Here is a 16,153-nt window from a genome sequence, read left to right on the forward strand (position 1 = left end):
CTCAGCCGCCCGCTCCCGCGGGCTCGTCGACGGTGATGGACTCCAGGACGGCCCCGTGCCCCATCGCCTCGGCCGTCTCCACGTCGAGGCCGCCGCAGCTCGGGCAGACGACCAGGTTCGGGACGGCGTCGGCCGGGTTCTCGGCCCCGCAGGCGCGGCAGCGCACCGAGGCCGGCTCCTGGACCAGCTCCACCCGGGCGCCCTCGGCGGGAGTGCCCGCGGCCGCGAGCTGAAAGCCCATGTCGATGACGCCGGGATCCACCGGATGTCCGCTGATCCGCACCTTCACACCGCTCACGCGCCGGCCGTCCGCCCGCTCCAGCACCGCCCTGACGATGGCGTCGCACAGTCCCAGTTCATGCATCGGTACGCTCCTCGCTTCTTCCCGTCTCCAGCGCCTCGGCGCGCGCCAGGTCCGTGACCAGGCGCACCGCCTCGTCCACGGCCGCGGCGACGGGCTCCGACAGGCCCATGCCCTCCTCCACCGAGGCGGGGCGGCAGCCCACCACCAGCACCCGGCCGACCTCTCCGCCGAGCCGGTTCAGCATCCGCAGCACGGCCAGCGGGTGCATGCCGTGCGCGTCGACGGTGGAGTCGTCCTCCCCTTCTTCGAGGTCCCGTTCGCCGATCTCCAGGACCGCCAGCGAGCCCGGCGGGGCCTCCATCGGGACGGCGTCCACCATGATCAGCGTGTCGGTCCCGCCGTCGAGCAGCTCGTAGACCAGGTGCACGCCGCGGATGCCGTAGTCGGTGACCCTCACCCCGGCGGGCAGCCCCCTGGAGTCGACGCGGCGGACGACCTCGACGCCGAAACCGTCGTCGCCCAGGAACACGTTGCCGATCCCCGCCACGAGGACCCTCCGCCCTTCCGCGCTCATTCGGGGTCCTCCTCTCCTGCGTCCTTCGCGGCCAGGGGTTCCACCTCGTCGAGGGTGAAGTAGCGGTACCGCCCGTACCAGCGCTCCAGGTCGGCGGCGGGGTCGTCCTCGAGCGTGACGGCCAGGTGCACGACGTCGTCGACGTCGGTCAGCACCTTCTCCACGCGGGCGTCGCGCCCGTCGAGGAACCTGTCCTGCGGGTCCGTCCCGCGCGCCCTCGGCCGCAGCCTGACGCGGCTGCCCGCGCCCACGCGCACCCCGGCCACGAAGGCCTCCGCGTCCTCGCCGGGAGCCGGGACCCTGTTCATCGAGCGCACCGCTCCGTGCAGCCGCTCGAACACCTCGGGCGGCATCGCGTCGACCCTGTCCAGGATCGCCGCGGCCCGCGCGTCGGTGGCCCGCGCCTCCCGCTTCTCCTCGTCGGTCAGGGTGAGGGTCCGCAGCGTGAGGATCTCGTCGATCTCCCCGGAGTCGTGAAGGTCGCCGGGGCTCTCGGGCGCGACGCGGGGGTGGTCGTACAGCAGGATGGGCGACGACAGAAGCAGGTCGTGATGCCCCGGATGCCCGGCCAAGACCGGGAAGACCCGGACGTTCTCGCAGGTCCGCGCCGCGGCGCACGCCCACTCCGGCGGCTCCAGCAGCGAGACGAAGGACCCGCCTCGCACGGCCATCAGCACGTGGCAGGAGAGCGGGGAGACGCACAGCACCTCGTCCCTCGGGGTGCCCGGCGGAATGTTCCCGCCGCTGTTCTCCACCCGGACGCGCAGCCTGGTCAGCGGCCCTTTCGGGCCCTCCCCGGCAGGGGTCGCACAGAACCGCACCGCCAGCGACAGCGGCCACCTGCGCCGCAGGATCCGCCCTACGGGCTGCCCGTCTTCTCCCTGGACGACCTCGATGTCCTGTCCTCCGGGCAGTTCCAGGAAGACCTTCCGCGACCCGTCCGCGGTGTTGCCCTTCCCCTCCAGGAGGAACCGGACCGTGGACTCCCGGGCGACGGCCTCGTCGAAGCCGACCTCCTGGCGGAGGCCGGTGTCCAGAACCTCGGCCCGGCGGTAGCCGTGCCCGTCGAACTCCTCCACGGTCCGGCGCTGGAACTGGAGGAAGCGGACCTGGCACACCACCGTCTCGACGGCTCCGTACAGCAGACACTCGGTCTGCTGCCACCAGCCCTCCGCGGACCCGGCGACGCCCTTGTCGTCCGGCCCTCGGTCCTTCGTCCACTCCCGGGGCGTGAGGACCCCGAACTGCCAGCGCACCCGGTTCTTCCCCGACGACCCCCGGTACGGGTAGAGCAGGTACCCCTCGTACAGGATCGCGTCGGCCACCGACCGCACCGGCGCGAAGACGTCCTCGGCGATGACCGTCCTCGTGCCCATGTGTTCTTCGCCCCCGAACCGGCATCACAGAGATGTGACCTTCCGCGTTCACACCATTCCTGTGGGTGATTTCTTTTGTTATAACAACGCCCCGCGGTGCCGGTAAGTGGAGCCGTCCCCTAGGTGTCCTCACCACCTAGCCGGACGCCCTTCCTTTCCGCGCGGGGCGAGGGGCGGTTCAGCCGTTCAGAAGAGGTCCGGGGCGATCCTGATGGAGCCGACGACCTCGCCGCCGCCCGTCACGGGGGTGGAGGCCCGCGAGGCGGATCCGGGGGTGTCGACGCCCAGGGCGCGCAGGAGGGCGACGGTGACGGGAGTGCGGGCGCGCATCGCACCGTCCTCGATCTTGACCACGCCCGCACGGCCGTCGGGGAGGCAGAAGGCGTCGACGCCCTCGGCCCCGCACTTCAGGACGAGTCCCGGGATCTCGGACATCAGGTCGTTCTCGTCGCGTCGCGTGCCCGACGTCCAGGCCGGGTGCTCGCGCATCGCGGCGGCGACCCGCGCCTCCTCACTGCCCTCCGGAGCCGTTCCCAGCCGGTGGAAGGCGCGGGCCAGGCCGAGGAGCGTGACCGCGTACAGCGGCGCGCCGCAGCCGTCCACGCCGGTCGCCGACACTCTCTCGCCGGCGAACTCCTCGATCGTGGAACGGGCCGCCAGCTGCAGCGGATGCCCGGGGTCCAGGTACGTCTCCGTGGGCCAGCCGTTCGCCCGGCAGGTCGCCAGCATCGCGGCGTGCTTGCCCGAGCAGTTCATGTAGAGCGGGCTTTCCGCACCGCCCGTCCGCAGGGCCTCGCGCCGGGCGCCGTCGTCCATCGGCCAGTCCGGCGGGCAGCCCAGGGCCGCGGCGGTCAGTCCCGCGCCCGCCAGGATCCTTTCCACGCCCTCGACGTGGAACGCCTCGCCGGAGTGGCTCGCCGCGGCGAGGGCGAGCAGCTCGCCTTCCAGTTCCAGCCCGTTCCGCAACATCGCGACGGCCTGGAACGGCTTCACCGTCGACCGCGGGAACAGCGGCGCGTCCACCGCCCCGAGCCCCTTGACGACGTTCCCGTCCGCGCCCAGCGCCACGGCGGACCCCCGGTGCCGGGACTCCACGAACCCCGACCGCTCCACCTCGACAAGAACCGGACAAATTAGATTTTCGCCACTCATACCACTCAGATTAAATGGCGCCGAAGCCCGAAAAGCACGGACGGAGAGCCGGTCGGCCCATGGCCCCCCAGGTCCTGTCTTCAAATCGGCTACCTGTTCTTCACCACCCACGTCTCGGACCCGCTGCCCGCGGCCGTGGGGCGCACGGTCGTCTCGGTCATCCTGCGCGACCGCCTCGACCTGCGGGCCGCCGAACTCGGCGCGCGGCTGCGGGCCGGGCTGCTCTCGCTGCAGGAGCGGCACGAGTGCATCGGCGACGTCCGGGGGCGCGGCCTGATGCAGGGCATCGAGCTCGTCCTCGACCGCGAGACGAAGAACCCCGCCGACGGCCTCGGCCGCGAGGTCACCTCCGCCTGCCTGGAGCTCGGCCTCCACATGAACATCGTCCAGCTGCCCGGCATGGGCGGCGTCTTCCGCATCGCCCCGCCCCTGACCGTCGCCCCCGAGGAGATCGACCTGGGCCTGGAGATCCTCGACAAGGCCCTGACCCGGGCGACCGGCGGCTGACCCGCCGCGGGCCGGACGGCGTCTTTGCCCGCCTCACCCGCGCCCTTCGAGATCATCCGGAGGCCCGGACGTTAGAATCCCGACCGTGCAGCTCAGCCACGGCCTCCGCTTCCGCCTCCGCCCGGCACCCGGTCGGCGGGCGGCGCTCGGACGCGCGCGGCCCGCCTTCGACCACGCCCCGCCGCCTCCCGGGGATGCCGGGTCGGGGACTCACCGGAGCACGGCATGAGCCGCGCGGAAGCCGAGGAGCACCCGCCCTCCCTGCTCTACTCGATCAAGCAGGTGGAGCTCGCCTCCCGCTCCCACCTGGACGAGCTGGTCCGGCCCGCGGGCATCACGGCGCTGCAGTACACCGCGCTGACGGTACTGGAGCTCCGCGACGACCTGTCGGCGGCCGAGCTCGCCCGCAACTCCTTCGTCACGCCCCAGTCGATGTCCGACCTGGTCTCGGCGCTGGAGCGGCGCGACCTCATCTCCAGGACGCGGGACCCGGCCAGCCGCCGCCGCCACATCATCAGCCTCACCGACGGCGGGCGGGCCCTCCTGTCCGTCTACGCGCCCGCCGTCCGGAAGCTGGAGGAGACCATGCTCGACGGCTTCACCGACGCCGAGCGCACGGCCTTCCGCGACCACCTCGCCCGCTGCCGCGCCGCGCTCTCCCGCACCCCGCCGAACTGACCGGCCGGGTCGGAGAAGGCCGCGGAGGGCCGCCTCGGACGGAGGGCTCAGGTGGGAGAGCAGCCGAGCTTCCAGGCCTTCAGCATCTTCCTCGGCACCTTTCCGCAGAGGTAGCCGCCGGTGTCCCCCTTGTAGACCCAGCGGCCCTCGATTCCCAGCTTGCGCCAGACGTGCGGCCCGTCCTGTGCGCTGAGGCGGTTGCAGCTCAGCCGGATGTCGCCGACCGCCCAGTAGACGGACGGCTTCCCCTCAGTGACGATCTTGCCGTAGTAGAGGCGCTTGGGACCCACCACCTTCGAGCGCCTGGCGCACGCCAGATCGTGGGCGTAGGACGTGTAGTAGCTGTCCGCCAGCCGGGTTTTCGTCCGCTCTGACGCTTTGAGGCTGACGGCCTCGGAAGGATGAGCCGGCCGGGCGTCGGCCGCTCCTGCCGGCGCCGCCAACGCGACGACCGTGAGACCCGCGATCACCAGTTCTCTCATGCGAAGGAAGATGTCCGTCTTCTTCGTCCAGATCGCCGCATCAGCGACATCTTTACCGCGGGTTGTGACGATCCGGACGGTCACGGCATCGCCCATAACGGGAGCAGCCCTTAGGCGTCCGAAGCGAAGACGCAGAACTCGTTGCCCTCGGGATCGGCCATGACCGTCCAGGAGATCTCCTCGTCCCGGTCGCGCAGCACCCTCGCCCCCGCGGCGGCCAGGTCGTCGACGTCGCCGTACACGTCCCAGTGGACGCGGTTCTTGACGGTCTTCGGCTCGGGGACGCGCACGAAGTCGAAGGTGCGGACCGGCATGTCCGGGACGCCTTCGATCGTCGACCACCCGTCCTCCCGGTGGTGGACGGCCTCGGCCCCGTAGACGCCGGCCCACCAGTCGGCCTGCGCCCGCGGGTCGGCGGAGTCGACCACGAGGGCGTGAAGCCCGTCGCGGGGCGGTTCCTCGCGCAGGAAGGCGCAAAACTCACCGCCCTCGACGTCCCTCATGACCGTCCAGTCGGGGAACTCCTCGACCCGTTCCGCCCCGAGCTCCTCCAGCGCGGCGATCGACCGCGCGTACACGTCGAGGTGCACCCGGTGCTTGACGGTCTTCGGTTCGGGCACCCGATTGATCCAGATCGTGTGCCGTGGAGTGGAGCCGGTCAGCTTGCCCTCCCCCTCCGGGAGCGGAACCCATTCCAACCGGGCCGCCGCTTTCCAGAAGGCGCCCAGGACGGCGGGGTCCACCGCGTCCACGACGAGGTCTTTGAAACGAGCGAGAACCATGGGTCGGACCTATCCCTTCTCCGCAAGCCCAACCCTCCGGGCGGCGAGGTACTCCTCGGGTGCGGGCCTCTCGGAGCCACGGCCTTTACGAGTAATTCTACGACGGCCGGTCGCCCTCCGGCATGCGTCGTGTGCTCAGCCCGGCTTCACCCTCCGTTCGTGCCGGTCATCTGCACTGACGTCGTGGAGATAACACGCAGAAGAGTCGTTTCGGTGGGCGGTCTGACCGCCATGGGACTGGCCTGCGGGCCCACCACGTCGGCGCCCGCCGTGGCGGCACCGGCCGGGAGACCCGATCCGTTCCGGCTCGGGGTCGCCTCAGGCGATCCCCGTCCCGACGGGATGGTGCTGTGGACGAGGCTCTCACCACGGCCGCTCGCCGAGGACGGGCTGGGCGGGATGGGCTCCAAGCCCGTCGAGGTGCGGTGGCAGGTGGCCTCCGATGCGCGGTTCCGGAAGGTCGTCCGGCAGGGCACCGCCACCGCGCGGCCGTCCGGCGGGTTCGCGGTGCACGTCGAACCGTCCGGGCTCGAGCCGGGGCGGGAGTACTTCTACCGGTTCCGCGCCCAGGGCCATCTCTCCCCCGCCGGCCGGACTCGCACCGCGCCGGCGCGCGGCTCGCTGGCGCCGATGACGTTCGCCGCGGCGTCCTGCTCGCACTACGAGCACGGGTACTTCACCGCCTACCGGCGGATGGCCGCGCAGGACCCCGACCTGGTGCTGCATCTCGGCGACTACCTGTACGAGTACGCGCCCGGCTCCTACGGCGGCTCGAACGGCATCGTGCGCAGGCACACCGCGGGCAAGTGCCAGACCCTCACCGACTACCGGCGGCGGCACGCCCAGTACAAGAGCGATCCCGACCTGCGCGCCGCGCACGCGGCCGCGCCCTGGGCCGTCATCTGGGACGACCACGAACTGGAGGACAACTGGGCCGGGAGCAGCCCGGGCTCGGGCGTCCCCGGGTTCACCGCCCGGAAGAGGGCCGCGATGCGCGCCTACTACGAGAACATGCCGCTGCGTGCGTCGTCCCGCCCGTCCGGGACAAAAATGCAGCTGTTCCGCAGGCTGTCATGGGGCTCGCTCGCCTCCTTCCACCTGCTCGACACCCGCCAGTACCGCACCGACCAGCCCTGCGACGACTGGCTGCGGACGGGCTGCGACTCACGGACGAATCCGTCCCACCGGGTGCTCGGCGGCCGGCAGCTGAAGTGGCTGGAGTCCGGGCTGCGCTCCTCGGGAGCCCGCTGGGACGTCCTCGCCCAGCAGATCTTCTTCGCCCAGCGGGACTTCGCGCTCGGCCCCGCCGTCACGGTCGGCATGGACGCCTGGGACGGGTACACCGCCGAGCGCGACCGCGTGTTCGACGCCGTCCAGCGGTCGGGCGCCCGCAACCCGGTCGTGCTCACCGGCGACGTGCACACCGCTTTCGCGAGCGACCTGCTGCGGGACTTCGACGATCCCTCCTCCGCCCGGGTGGGGGTCGAGCTCGTCGCCACCTCGATCGCCAGCGACGGCGACGGCTACCGCGACCGGGGCGTCAACGCAGCCCTCCTCGCGGAGAACCCGCACTTCGCCTTCGTGGACCAGCGCCGCGGCTACATCCTCGGCAGGCTGACCCCCGAGGCGCTCACCGCCGACTTCCACACCCTGGAGCACGTCTCACGGCGCGGCGCCCCCGCCCGGCGCGCCGCCCGGTTCACCGTCCCGGACGGCGCCCGCTCCCTGGCCCGCTGACCCCCGTCTCAGCCGAAGGCGAAGCCGGTCAGGCCCCGGCCTTCGATCGGGAGCCTGGTCCTGCTCCGGTAGACGCCCCCCGCGAAGCCGTCCGCACCGGGGGCTCCGACGACCAGGCCCCCGCCGGCGACGCCGAGGGCATGGCCGTAGTGGGCGGCGGCGCCGAGACCGGAGCGGACGAGCTGCGTCTCGGCCGCGGTCAGGCCCTTGCGTTCGCGCCCTCGGAGGATCTGGACGGCGCCGGAGCCGGGGACGCCGATCGCGAGGTCCGGGATCCGGTCGCCGTTCAGGTCGCCCGCCGCCAGGGCGGCGCCGAACAGGTCGTTGCGGCGGGCGTTCCCGGACAGGCCCTTGGTGAGCCGGTTCCACATCGGGCCCTCCTCCTTGAAGGACGGGCCGTACAGGACGTGGACGGCGCCCTCGCCGAAGCCGCGGTTCCTGTCCGTCAGCGCCTCGCCGGGGACGCCGATCGCCAGGTCGTCCCGGCCGTCGGCGTCGAAGTCGGCGGCCGCGAGGGCGCTGCCGAACCCGTCGCCGCGTTCGGGCGAACCGCGCAGCCTGCCCGCCTGGGAGATGTTCCACCCCTTGGCGCGCGCGACGTCCAGGACCGTCACCGAGCCCTCTCCGCGACGGCCGTCGCCGGGCAGGCCCACCGCGAGCTCCTCGCGGCCGTTCCCGTCGAAGTCCCCGGCTGCGAGGACGGAGCCGAACGAGTCCGTCTGCGCCTTGCGTTCGCCCTTCCGCCCGATAGAGGCGGCGAAGACCTTGCGTCCTTTCAGTCCGCCGGCACGCAGCCCGAACACCGCGACCGCTCCCCCGCCCTCGCGTCCCGGTGCTCCCGCGGCGAGCTCGAGGTCGCGGTCGCCGTCGAGGTCAGCGGCGACCAGGGCCGTGCCGAACCGGTCGCTGCCGCGCTCGGGCAGCCGCAGCGCAGGCCCCTGCCGCAACCCGCCCGCACCGCCCAGGTACACCCGGACGGACTCCGCCCCCGGCGCACCCACCGCGAGGTCGGCGCAGCGGTCGCCGTCCAGGTCCCCGACGGCCAGCGCCGCACCGAACCCGTCCCCGCGGCGCGCGTCCGCCGGGACCAGCCACTCCTGCCGGCCGTCTCCGTACAGGATCCCCACCTGACCGGCGCGGGCCTGCCCTCCGGCCGTCGCCGAGGGGGCGCCCGCCGCGAGGTCCCGCCTGCCGTCTCCGTCGAAATCGGATCCACCGCCGCACGCGGCCGCCTGAGCCGCTCCGGGCGCCACGAGCATTCCCGCCATCACCAGCGGGACCATCACAAGGCTTCGCACTCCGCCACCGTCTCCGCCCAGCGGAACGCCCCGACAGCAATCGAATGTCGCCTTAATGAACCTTTCCCGTTTTTGTCCGGTACAGAGCGGGCCGAATATTGAAAAGCGCTCTCGGGCGCTCCGCAGTATGCTCGCCGGGTGCCCAAGCTGAATCAGATCATCGCGGTGGAAAAAGGGACCAAGTCCCGGACTCAGCGGGAGCTGACCGACGTCTACCACCGGCTGCAGAAGCCGGCCCTCCTGTCCGGCATCTCGCGGACGTACCAGCCGAACGACGACGAGGGCGAGACGCTGCCGCCCGAGTCGACCAAGGTCCAGGTGCGGACGGAGGACGTCCTGCGGGAGGCGGGCGCCGCCCTGTCGAAGCTGTTCGACGTGGTCGCCACCAAGGACTGGGCGAACTGCGAGGCCCGCGCGGACGTCACCGTGGACGGGCAGGCCGTTCTGCGCGACGTGCCGGTCACCTACCTGCTGTTCCTCGAGAAGCAGCTCACCGACCTGCAGACCCTCATCGGCAAGCTGCCGGTCCTGGACGCCGCCGAGACGTGGACCTTCGACGAGTCCTCGGACGTGTGGCGCACCGAGCCGGTCCGCACCACCCGGACGAAGAAGGTGCCGCGCGCGCACGTCCTGTACGAGGCGACGGACAAGCACCCCGCCCAGGTGGAGACCTACACCGAGGACATCGTCGTCGGGACCTGGACCAAGGTCGGCTTCTCCGGCGCGATGCCGGCCAGGCGGGTGAACGAGCTCCGGGAGCGCGTCGAGAGGCTCCTGGCCGCGGTGAAGTACGCCCGGGAGGAGGCCAACGGGATCGAGGTCACCGACCAGCGGGTCGGCGACGCCGTGTTCCGTTACCTGTTCGCATGACCGAAGACTCCCCCGCTGGAGCGCGGGGGTCCGGGCCGCGAGGTCCGGAAAGCTGAGGATGAGGCTCAGTCTGAACAGCGGTGACAGTGCGGGTTCGAATCCCGCCCCCGGCACACCTGCCGGGGTGGCCCAATCGGTAGAGGCAGCCCGGTCAATCTCAGGCTCTCGCTCCAATCTCAGCAAGCACCGCTCATCGCCGGATCGACCGGGCGGGGACGGAGATCGACGAGACTGCCGGTTCGAATCCGGCCCGTGCCTCTCCATGGCACGGTGGTCCAACGGGAGGACGCGTCATCCTCACAATGATCCCCGCCCTTAAACGCAGCCGGCGTGACAGAAGAGCGGAACCTTCAGGGCCCCGGGAACTGGGCAGTTTCCGGGGCCCGCATGATCAGATCGTCGTGTCCATGCCGGCGAGGGCCGCGCTGCCCTTCCAGAGTTCGGCGGCCTTGGCCCGGTCATGGGACTCCTCGGAGGAGCGCCCCTCCTCGACGCCCTCGAAGTAGCGGCCGGTGACGCCGTCCAGGGCGGGGTCCAGGACGAGGCGGGCCAGGTTGCGGCCCGACGTGCGGGCGGTGTGCGCGTTGATGGGCAGGAGGATGAGCAGCGGGAGGATGTACTTCCAGAGGAAGCGGTAGAGCGGCCCGCGTCCGCCCGCCAAGCCCGTGCCCGGCACCAGGCCCGGATCGAAGACGTTGACCGTGACGGTGCCGCCGTCGAGCCTGCGCGCCAGCTCGTAGGCGGCCATGACGATGCACAGCTTGCTGGTCGTGTAGCGGCGGCGCCCGTCCTCCTTGCCGGTCTCGGTCTCAGCGGGACGCGCGAGCGTCGCGGCGTCGGCGTACCGGGGCGCGGGCGCCCCCGTCGACTGCTCCGGGTCGTGCGTCGAGCTCGACACCAGGACGATCCGCGCCTGCTCCGCCAATTGCGGCAGCAGTTCGTTTACCAGGACGAAGTGTGCGAGGTAGTTGACCGCGAACGTCTCCTCCAACCCGTCCGAGGTGTAGTGGAGCCCGCCCTCGCTGTGCGACACCCCCGCGTTGCAGACGACGCCGTGCACCGGCGGCAGCCCCATATCCGGCAGTTCCCGAACGAACCGACGCACCTGGTCCAGGGAGCCCAGATCCAGCTTCACCGGGACGACCCGGCTGCCCGTCTCCTTCTCCAGCCGCGCCGCGGCCTCTCCGGCCCGCTCCGAATCCCGGTCCACCAGTGCGACGCACCATCCGCCGCCCGCCGAGGCGATCGCCCGGGCCGTCTCCAGCCCCAGCCCTCCGGCTCCGCCGGTGATGACCACGGTCCGTTCCATCGTCCACTCCCAGCCCCCGCCCACACGGTGGCGAGCACAACAGACGTACCTACCAGAAACGGACGGGCCGGTGTTTCCATTTTCCCGTTTTCGTTTCCCTCAGGGCAACTTACCCGGAACAGGCCTCCCGCCGTCATCCGGTCTCTTCGGCCCGGTGGCAGTCGGCGCAGCGGCGGCTCTGGGGCATGATCCGAAGCCGCGGCAGGGAGATGGGACGGCCGCAGTGGTGGCAGCTCCCGTAGCCGCCCTCGTCCATGCGGCGCAGGGCGGCTTCCACCTCGGCCAGGACGGTGCGGGCGGAGACGGTCAGTTCCCTGTGGACCTGGACCCGGGCCGGCAGGTCACTCGCACCGCGCGTCCCTTTCACGGCAGGGGCGGAGCGGGTGAGCTGCCGGAGCTGCTGGAGGCGGAACAGGCGCTGCTCGTGCAGCTGCTCGCGGAGCGCGGCCAGGTCCTCCACCCACAGGCCCGCGTTGTCGGTCTCCACGCTGTACGTGGTCATGGCTCATCTCCCAGGTCGCATGGGGATCGTGGTCCGGGCCCGGCGGCCGTCGCAGGGGCCGGTCAGCGGCTCCTCTGCCGGCAGCGGACGCAGTGGCGCGCGTACGGGAGGATCTCCAGCCTTTCGGCGGGGATGGGCTCGCCGCAGCGCGGGCAGGTCCCGTACTCGCCGGCGTCCAGCCGCTCCAGCGCGGCGTCGATCTCCTCGATGACCCGCCGGACGGACGTCCGCTGCACGCCCGTGATGTCGTCGGATGCCGATCCCTCGTCCTCCCGCAGCGCCGCCAGCCGGGCGATCCGGTCACGGCGCTCATGCTCCAACAGGCGGCGCACCGCCTCGGAATCCGGATGTACGGGGGGTGGCAGGTCCTCACTGATCGGATTTGTCACAAAAGCCTCATTTCATTGGACATACGAACAAAGAGATCTTTATCGGACCTCTTCTCTCCAGTCTGCGCCGTCCGCCTCGCCGCCGCCATCCGTCCCAGGCCCCATTAACACGGGTCCGGATGGTGTAGGAGCCCGGAATCGGCAGGGAAACGGCTCTCACCGGTATTGACATCGGCGATCACCGGGAACCGTCCGGTGGGGACGACGCCGTCGCCGAGGCACGGCCTACTTCTCCCCTGGCCACCGCTGACGGAGTGGCTGTGAGCGTCCCGGGAATCGAGGAGAGCATCGTGACGACACCCACCGCCGCCGCGGGGCCCGTCGACGTCCTGATCGTCGGCGGCGGCATCGGCGGCCTCAGCGCGGCCTACGCCCTCGCCCGAGAAGGACTGCGGGTGCGCGTGCTCGAGCGCGCCCGCGAGTTCGGAGAGGTCGGCGCAGGCCTCCAGATCGCACCCAACTGCACCCGCATCCTGCACGACTACGGCCTGCTCGACGAAGCCGAGAACCTCGGCGTCCTACCCAAGACCATGGTCATGCGCGACGCCCTCGACGGCAGCGAGCTGACCCGCCTGGACCTGGTCGACCTGGAACGCGAATACGGCTTCCCCTACATGGTCATCCACCGCAGCGACCTGCACGGCATCTTCCTGCGCGCCTGCCGACGCGCGGGCGTCGACCTGATCACCGACGCGCGCGTCGTCGGCTACGAGAACACCCCGTCCGGCGCCGAAGTCCTGCTGGAGGACGGCCGCACCGACGAGGCCCGCATCGTCATCGCCGCCGACGGCCTGCGCTCCGTCGCCCGCAGACTCCTGACCGACGACCAACCGGTCAGCTCCCCCTACGTCGCCTACCGCGCCGCCGTGCCCATCGAACAAGTCGGCCGGAACATCGACCTCAGCGAGGTCTCCGTCCACATCGGCCCGCACTGCCACTTCGTCCACTACGGACTGCGCGGCGGCCGGATGCTCAACCAGGTCGCGGTCTTCCGATCTCCCAGAGCCCTGGCGGGCGAGAAGAACTGGGGCACGCCCGACGAACTCGACAACGCCTTCGCCACCACCTGCCCGGACGTCCAGGCCGGCATCCCCCTGATGTGGCGCGACCGCTGGTGGCGAATGTTCGACCGCGACCCCATCATGACGTGGGTCCACGGCAACATCACGCTGCTCGGCGACGCCGCCCACCCGCCCCTGCAGTACATGGCCCAGGGCGCGATCATGGCCATCGAAGACGGCTGGGTGCTCGCTCGGCACGTCGCCGCGCACCGCGCCGAGAACGGCTCGATCGACTGGCAGGCAGCCTTCGCAGCCTACGAGGCCGTCCGCCCCGAACACTGCCGCCGCGTCCTGACCACGACCCGCGCCTGGGGCGAACTGTGGCACCTCGACGGCACCGCCCGCCTCCAACGCAACGCCCTCCTGAGAGCCCGCGACACCTACGACTACTCCTTCACCGACTGGATCTACGGCCCCACGGCCCTGACCCCCGAAGAGGAGCCGCCGATGTTCACCCCGATCCCCCTGGACTCCGGCCGTTCGGCGGCCGGAGCCGGGCCGGTTCAGGACGCGTCCTGCTCCTGCTCGACTTGACGGTTCCACTCGCGCTCGGAGACCTGCCAGCCGTCCTCGTTCCGGCCGAGCCGCCAGTAGCCCGAAACGGACACCCGGTCCTGCGGGACGCCGCGCTCAACGAAGGCCAGCGGCCGCGCGCCTTCGGGCAGCCTCTCCAGGGAAACCGCGATGGCGGGCAGACGGTCACCGTGCGAACCGGCCTGTTCGGGACCGCGTTCACGAGCCCCTTTTGCCGTCGACGACGTCTACGACGTACTCCGCGATCGCCATGGACGAGGTCGCCGCCGGTGAAGGCGCGTTCCGGACCGTGGTGATCGGTCCGAGTCGGTTGACGCGGAAGTCCTCGACGAGGGTGCCGTCGCGGTCCAGCGCCTGGGCGCGCACGCCCGCAGGACCGCGCACGACGTCCTTGGCTCCTATCTCGGGCACATATCGCTGGGCCGCCCTCATATAGGCGCGCTTGGAGAAGGACCCGTACATCTCCTCGGCGCCGGTGCGCCAGTGCTGTCGTGCCATGCGCCAGAAACCCGGCCATTTCGCCATTTCGCGCAGGTCCTCGGCGGAGACGTCCGAGCGGCGGTAGCCCTCGCGGGCCAGGCCGAGGACCGCGTTCGGGCCGACGTCCACGACGCCCGACACCCGCCGGGTGAAGTGCACGCCCAGGAAGGGGTACCTGGGATCGGGCACCGGGTAGATCAGCCCGCGGACCAGGTCCTTCTTCTCGTCCGAGACGATCATGTACTCGCCCCGGAACGGCACGATCCGCGGCTCCGGGGCGTCGCCGGCCAGCGCGGCGACCCGGTCGGTGTGGATGCCGGCGCAGACGATCAGCCGGTCCACCCGCAGGGACCGCTCGCGCGAGCCGACCTCCAGCCGCCCGCCGACCTCGGTGATGCGGGTGACGGGATAGGAGAGCCGCACCTCGCCGCCCGCCGCCACGATGTCGTCGGCGAAGGCCTGCGCGACGCGCGGGAAGTCCGTGATCGCGGTCTTGGGCGAGTGCAGCGCGGCCAGGCCCCTGGCGTGCGGCTCGATCTCCCCGATCTCCCGGGGCCCGACGCGCCGCAGGCCGGTCACGGCGTTCACGTCGGCACGCTCGTAGAGGGCGTCCATCCGGACGGCGTCCTCGGGGGTGACCGCGACGACGAGCTTGCCGACCTCCTCGTAGGGCAGCTCGTGCTCGGCGCAGTACTCCCGCAGCAGGCCCTTGCCCCGCGTGCACAGCTCGGCCTTCAGGCTGCCCGGCTTGTAGTAGATCCCCGCGTGCACGACACCCGAGTTGTGGCCCGTCTGGTGGACGGACACCCGGTCCTCCTTCTCCATGACGACGACCCGGGTGCCCGGCCGCCGCCGCGTGATCTCCCTGCCGACCGCCAGGCCGATGATCCCGGCCCCGACGATGCCGACGACCTCGTCAGCCATACCGGCCCTCCGTTCTCCGGCGGCGCCCCGGACGGGCGCCGTCATGATCGATGGTGGACGCCGCCGCTCTGGAGGACGAGGCCGGGTCCCCAGAGGAGGGCGCCGTCAGCGGAGCTCGTAGGTGAAGACCTTGACCCGGCGCAGGGTCAGGGTGGTCTCCACCGTCTGGATTCCCGTCAGGGTGCCGATCTTCTCGGTGAGGTAGGCGTACAGGTCGGAGGTGCTGCGGCAGAGCACCGAGAGGACGAGGTTGGACCGGCCTGTGGTCGCCGCCGCGAAGCGCACCTCGCGGTGGTCCGCCACCGCCCGCCCGATCTCGTCGAGCGCGTGGGGCGCGACGGTCAGCCAGCACATCGCCCCCACCTCGTCCCCCATGGACTCCCGGTCGTATTCGACGGCCAGGTACAGCACGCCCGTGGTGCGCAGCCGGTCCAGACGCCTCCTGACCACCGTCTCGGACTGGCCGGTGGCCGTCTGGAGCTCGGTGAGCGTGGCGCGGCCGTCGATCCGCAGGGCCGCCAGCATCGCCTCGTCGACGGCGTCCAGCGTGATCGGCTCCGTGGCCGGGACGATCGCCGGGGGACGCAGCGCGGCCTCCTCGTGCGGGTCCAGCGCGTGGGTCTTGTGCAGCCATCCCAGCGGGCCTCCGCAGAAGGAGTGCAGGATGCAGTGGGCGCTGACCGAGGTGATGCGCGGGATGCGATGGAGCCGTTCGAGGAGCAGTTCGTCGCGCTCCTGCCGGCTGCGCGGCCGCATTCCGCACCTCACCTCGGTGCCGCCGGACACCAGGTCGATGAACTTGGTGTCGGGGCGTCTGGCGAGCGAGGCGGCCAGCTGCCCGGCCACGTTCGGCGGACAGCCGAGCCGGACGATCCAGCTGTCCCTGTCCAGGCGGCTGTCGTCGGCCACGCCCGTCACCCGCAGGCGCACCGTGGCGCGCAGCCGTCTGAACCGGCGCGCGACGGTCTGGTCGGAGACTCCCAGCACCTGCGCGATCCGGCTGAACGACGCCCGGCCGTCGAGTTCCAGTGCCTGCAGCAGCTTCAGGTCGAGCGGATCAAGCCTCTGGGACACCATGGGGTTCTCTCCCCTCAGGATCCGGGACAGGGTGGCGACGCCTGCCCGCGGTGACGTGCGGAGGTCGGCCGGGGCCCATCGTAGGCGTTCCCGGCCATGGCGGCCGAAGCCCGGTGG

General features: G+C 71.6%; 17 protein-coding genes. 5 read left to right on the forward strand and 12 right to left on the reverse strand.

All coding sequences use genetic code 11. The features are described 5' to 3' along the window. Position 1 precedes the first annotated feature (1 nt). The 4 genes from ABD327_RS34440 to ABD327_RS34455 form a co-directional block, all read right to left on the reverse strand. A complete protein-coding gene (locus ABD327_RS34440) occupies positions 2 to 364 on the reverse strand; it encodes a hydrogenase maturation nickel metallochaperone HypA/HybF (RefSeq protein WP_344457288.1) in 363 nt (120 codons plus the stop codon). Beyond that, entirely contained in the window at positions 357 to 878 is a 522-nt protein-coding gene (locus ABD327_RS34445; protein WP_344457290.1) for a hydrogenase maturation protease, read from the reverse strand. The genes ABD327_RS34440 and ABD327_RS34445 overlap by 8 nt, the downstream gene beginning before the upstream one ends. Continuing rightward, positions 875 to 2,254, reverse strand: coding sequence for a hypothetical protein (locus ABD327_RS34450; protein WP_344457292.1), 1,380 nt, complete (start codon positions 2,252 to 2,254; stop codon positions 875 to 877). Before ABD327_RS34450 ends, ABD327_RS34445 begins: the two co-directional genes overlap by 4 nt. Before the next feature lie 186 nt (positions 2,255 to 2,440). Next, the gene (locus tag ABD327_RS34455; protein ID WP_425547281.1) at positions 2,441 to 3,406 is read right to left on the reverse strand and encodes an asparaginase; all 966 of its coding nucleotides are present in this window, start codon (positions 3,404 to 3,406) and stop codon (positions 2,441 to 2,443) included. Positions 3,407 to 3,499: 93 nt separating this feature from the next. Between ABD327_RS34455 and ABD327_RS34460 the strand changes: the two genes are divergently transcribed. Both ABD327_RS34460 and ABD327_RS34465 read left to right on the forward strand, forming a co-directional pair. Continuing rightward, positions 3,500 to 3,913: an aminotransferase class III-fold pyridoxal phosphate-dependent enzyme gene (locus tag ABD327_RS34460; RefSeq protein WP_344457403.1), complete on the forward strand. Its 414-nt coding sequence runs from the start codon at positions 3,500 to 3,502 to the stop codon at positions 3,911 to 3,913. A gap of 225 nt (positions 3,914 to 4,138) precedes the next feature. Further along, complete coding sequence (locus tag ABD327_RS34465; protein ID WP_344457296.1) at positions 4,139 to 4,591, forward strand: MarR family winged helix-turn-helix transcriptional regulator; 453 nt, start codon at positions 4,139 to 4,141, stop codon at positions 4,589 to 4,591. Between the two features lie 47 nt (positions 4,592 to 4,638). On the opposite strand, the gene ABD327_RS34470 is transcribed toward ABD327_RS34465, so the two are convergent. Next, positions 4,639 to 5,073, reverse strand: coding sequence for a hypothetical protein (locus ABD327_RS34470; protein ID WP_344457298.1), 435 nt, complete (start codon positions 5,071 to 5,073; stop codon positions 4,639 to 4,641). Between the two features lie 110 nt (positions 5,074 to 5,183). Then, the gene (locus ABD327_RS34475; protein WP_344457300.1) at positions 5,184 to 5,855 is read right to left on the reverse strand and encodes a VOC family protein; all 672 of its coding nucleotides are present in this window, start codon (positions 5,853 to 5,855) and stop codon (positions 5,184 to 5,186) included. Between the two features lie 213 nt (positions 5,856 to 6,068). Between ABD327_RS34475 and ABD327_RS34480 the strand changes: the two genes are divergently transcribed. After that, on the forward strand, positions 6,069 to 7,592 hold the full coding sequence (locus tag ABD327_RS34480) for an alkaline phosphatase D family protein (protein ID WP_344457302.1): 1,524 nt from the start codon (positions 6,069 to 6,071) through the stop codon (positions 7,590 to 7,592). An 8-nt stretch (positions 7,593 to 7,600) separates the two neighbouring features. Here ABD327_RS34480 and ABD327_RS34485 read toward each other — a convergent pair whose 3' ends face one another. Next, positions 7,601 to 8,890 (reverse strand): FG-GAP repeat protein, encoded by a 1,290-nt coding sequence (locus ABD327_RS34485; RefSeq protein ID WP_344457304.1) that lies wholly within the window; start codon positions 8,888 to 8,890, stop codon positions 7,601 to 7,603. Between the two features lie 138 nt (positions 8,891 to 9,028). On the opposite strand from ABD327_RS34485, the gene ABD327_RS34490 reads away from it, so the two are divergent. Next, entirely contained in the window at positions 9,029 to 9,760 is a 732-nt protein-coding gene (locus tag ABD327_RS34490) for a DUF7873 family protein (RefSeq protein ID WP_344457306.1), read from the forward strand. A gap of 391 nt (positions 9,761 to 10,151) precedes the next feature. Here ABD327_RS34490 and ABD327_RS34495 read toward each other — a convergent pair whose 3' ends face one another. The 3 genes from ABD327_RS34495 to ABD327_RS34505 all read right to left on the reverse strand — a co-directional run bounded on the left by ABD327_RS34495 (position 10,152) and on the right by ABD327_RS34505 (position 11,903). Continuing rightward, the gene (locus tag ABD327_RS34495; protein WP_344457309.1) at positions 10,152 to 11,069 is read right to left on the reverse strand and encodes an SDR family NAD(P)-dependent oxidoreductase; all 918 of its coding nucleotides are present in this window, start codon (positions 11,067 to 11,069) and stop codon (positions 10,152 to 10,154) included. Between the two features lie 133 nt (positions 11,070 to 11,202). After that, positions 11,203 to 11,571: a TraR/DksA family transcriptional regulator gene (locus ABD327_RS34500; protein WP_344457311.1), complete on the reverse strand. Its 369-nt coding sequence runs from the start codon at positions 11,569 to 11,571 to the stop codon at positions 11,203 to 11,205. Between the two features lie 62 nt (positions 11,572 to 11,633). After that, entirely contained in the window at positions 11,634 to 11,903 is a 270-nt protein-coding gene (locus ABD327_RS34505; RefSeq protein WP_344457313.1) for a TraR/DksA C4-type zinc finger protein, read from the reverse strand. 347 nt (positions 11,904 to 12,250) lie between these two features. Between ABD327_RS34505 and ABD327_RS34510 the strand changes: the two genes are divergently transcribed. Then, positions 12,251 to 13,555, forward strand: coding sequence for an FAD-dependent oxidoreductase (locus ABD327_RS34510; protein WP_344457316.1), 1,305 nt, complete (start codon positions 12,251 to 12,253; stop codon positions 13,553 to 13,555). 198 nt (positions 13,556 to 13,753) lie between these two features. Here the strand turns inward: ABD327_RS34510 and lhgO are convergent, their stop codons facing one another. Beyond that, complete coding sequence (gene lhgO / locus ABD327_RS34520) at positions 13,754 to 14,959, reverse strand: L-2-hydroxyglutarate oxidase (RefSeq protein WP_344457318.1); 1,206 nt, start codon at positions 14,957 to 14,959, stop codon at positions 13,754 to 13,756. A 105-nt stretch (positions 14,960 to 15,064) separates the two neighbouring features. Beyond that, entirely contained in the window at positions 15,065 to 16,036 is a 972-nt protein-coding gene (locus ABD327_RS34525) for an Lrp/AsnC family transcriptional regulator (protein WP_344457320.1), read from the reverse strand. Positions 16,037 to 16,153 lie beyond the last annotated feature (117 nt).

It is taken from the genome of Actinocorallia aurantiaca (genome assembly GCF_039533685.1).
GTDB classification, from domain to species: domain Bacteria; phylum Actinomycetota; class Actinomycetes; order Streptosporangiales; family Streptosporangiaceae; genus Actinocorallia; species Actinocorallia aurantiaca.

Coding starts and splice junctions, on each gene's coding strand:
- ABD327_RS34440 (WP_344457288.1), bottom strand. CDS start 364: ATGCATGAACTGGGACTGTGCGACGCCATCGTCAGGGCGGTGCTGGAG.
- ABD327_RS34445 (WP_344457290.1), bottom strand. CDS start 878: ATGAGCGCGGAAGGGCGGAGGGTCCTCGTGGCGGGGATCGGCAACGTG.
- ABD327_RS34450 (WP_344457292.1), bottom strand. CDS start 2,254: ATGGGCACGAGGACGGTCATCGCCGAGGACGTCTTCGCGCCGGTGCGG.
- ABD327_RS34455 (WP_425547281.1), bottom strand. CDS start 3,406: ATGAGTGGCGAAAATCTAATTTGTCCGGTTCTTGTCGAGGTGGAGCGG.
- ABD327_RS34465 (WP_344457296.1), top strand. CDS start 4,139: ATGAGCCGCGCGGAAGCCGAGGAGCACCCGCCCTCCCTGCTCTACTCG.
- ABD327_RS34470 (WP_344457298.1), bottom strand. CDS start 5,073: ATGAGAGAACTGGTGATCGCGGGTCTCACGGTCGTCGCGTTGGCGGCG.
- ABD327_RS34475 (WP_344457300.1), bottom strand. CDS start 5,855: ATGGTTCTCGCTCGTTTCAAAGACCTCGTCGTGGACGCGGTGGACCCC.
- ABD327_RS34495 (WP_344457309.1), bottom strand. CDS start 11,069: ATGGAACGGACCGTGGTCATCACCGGCGGAGCCGGAGGGCTGGGGCTG.
- ABD327_RS34500 (WP_344457311.1), bottom strand. CDS start 11,571: ATGACCACGTACAGCGTGGAGACCGACAACGCGGGCCTGTGGGTGGAG.
- lhgO (WP_344457318.1), bottom strand. CDS start 14,959: ATGGCTGACGAGGTCGTCGGCATCGTCGGGGCCGGGATCATCGGCCTG.
- ABD327_RS34525 (WP_344457320.1), bottom strand. CDS start 16,036: ATGGTGTCCCAGAGGCTTGATCCGCTCGACCTGAAGCTGCTGCAGGCA.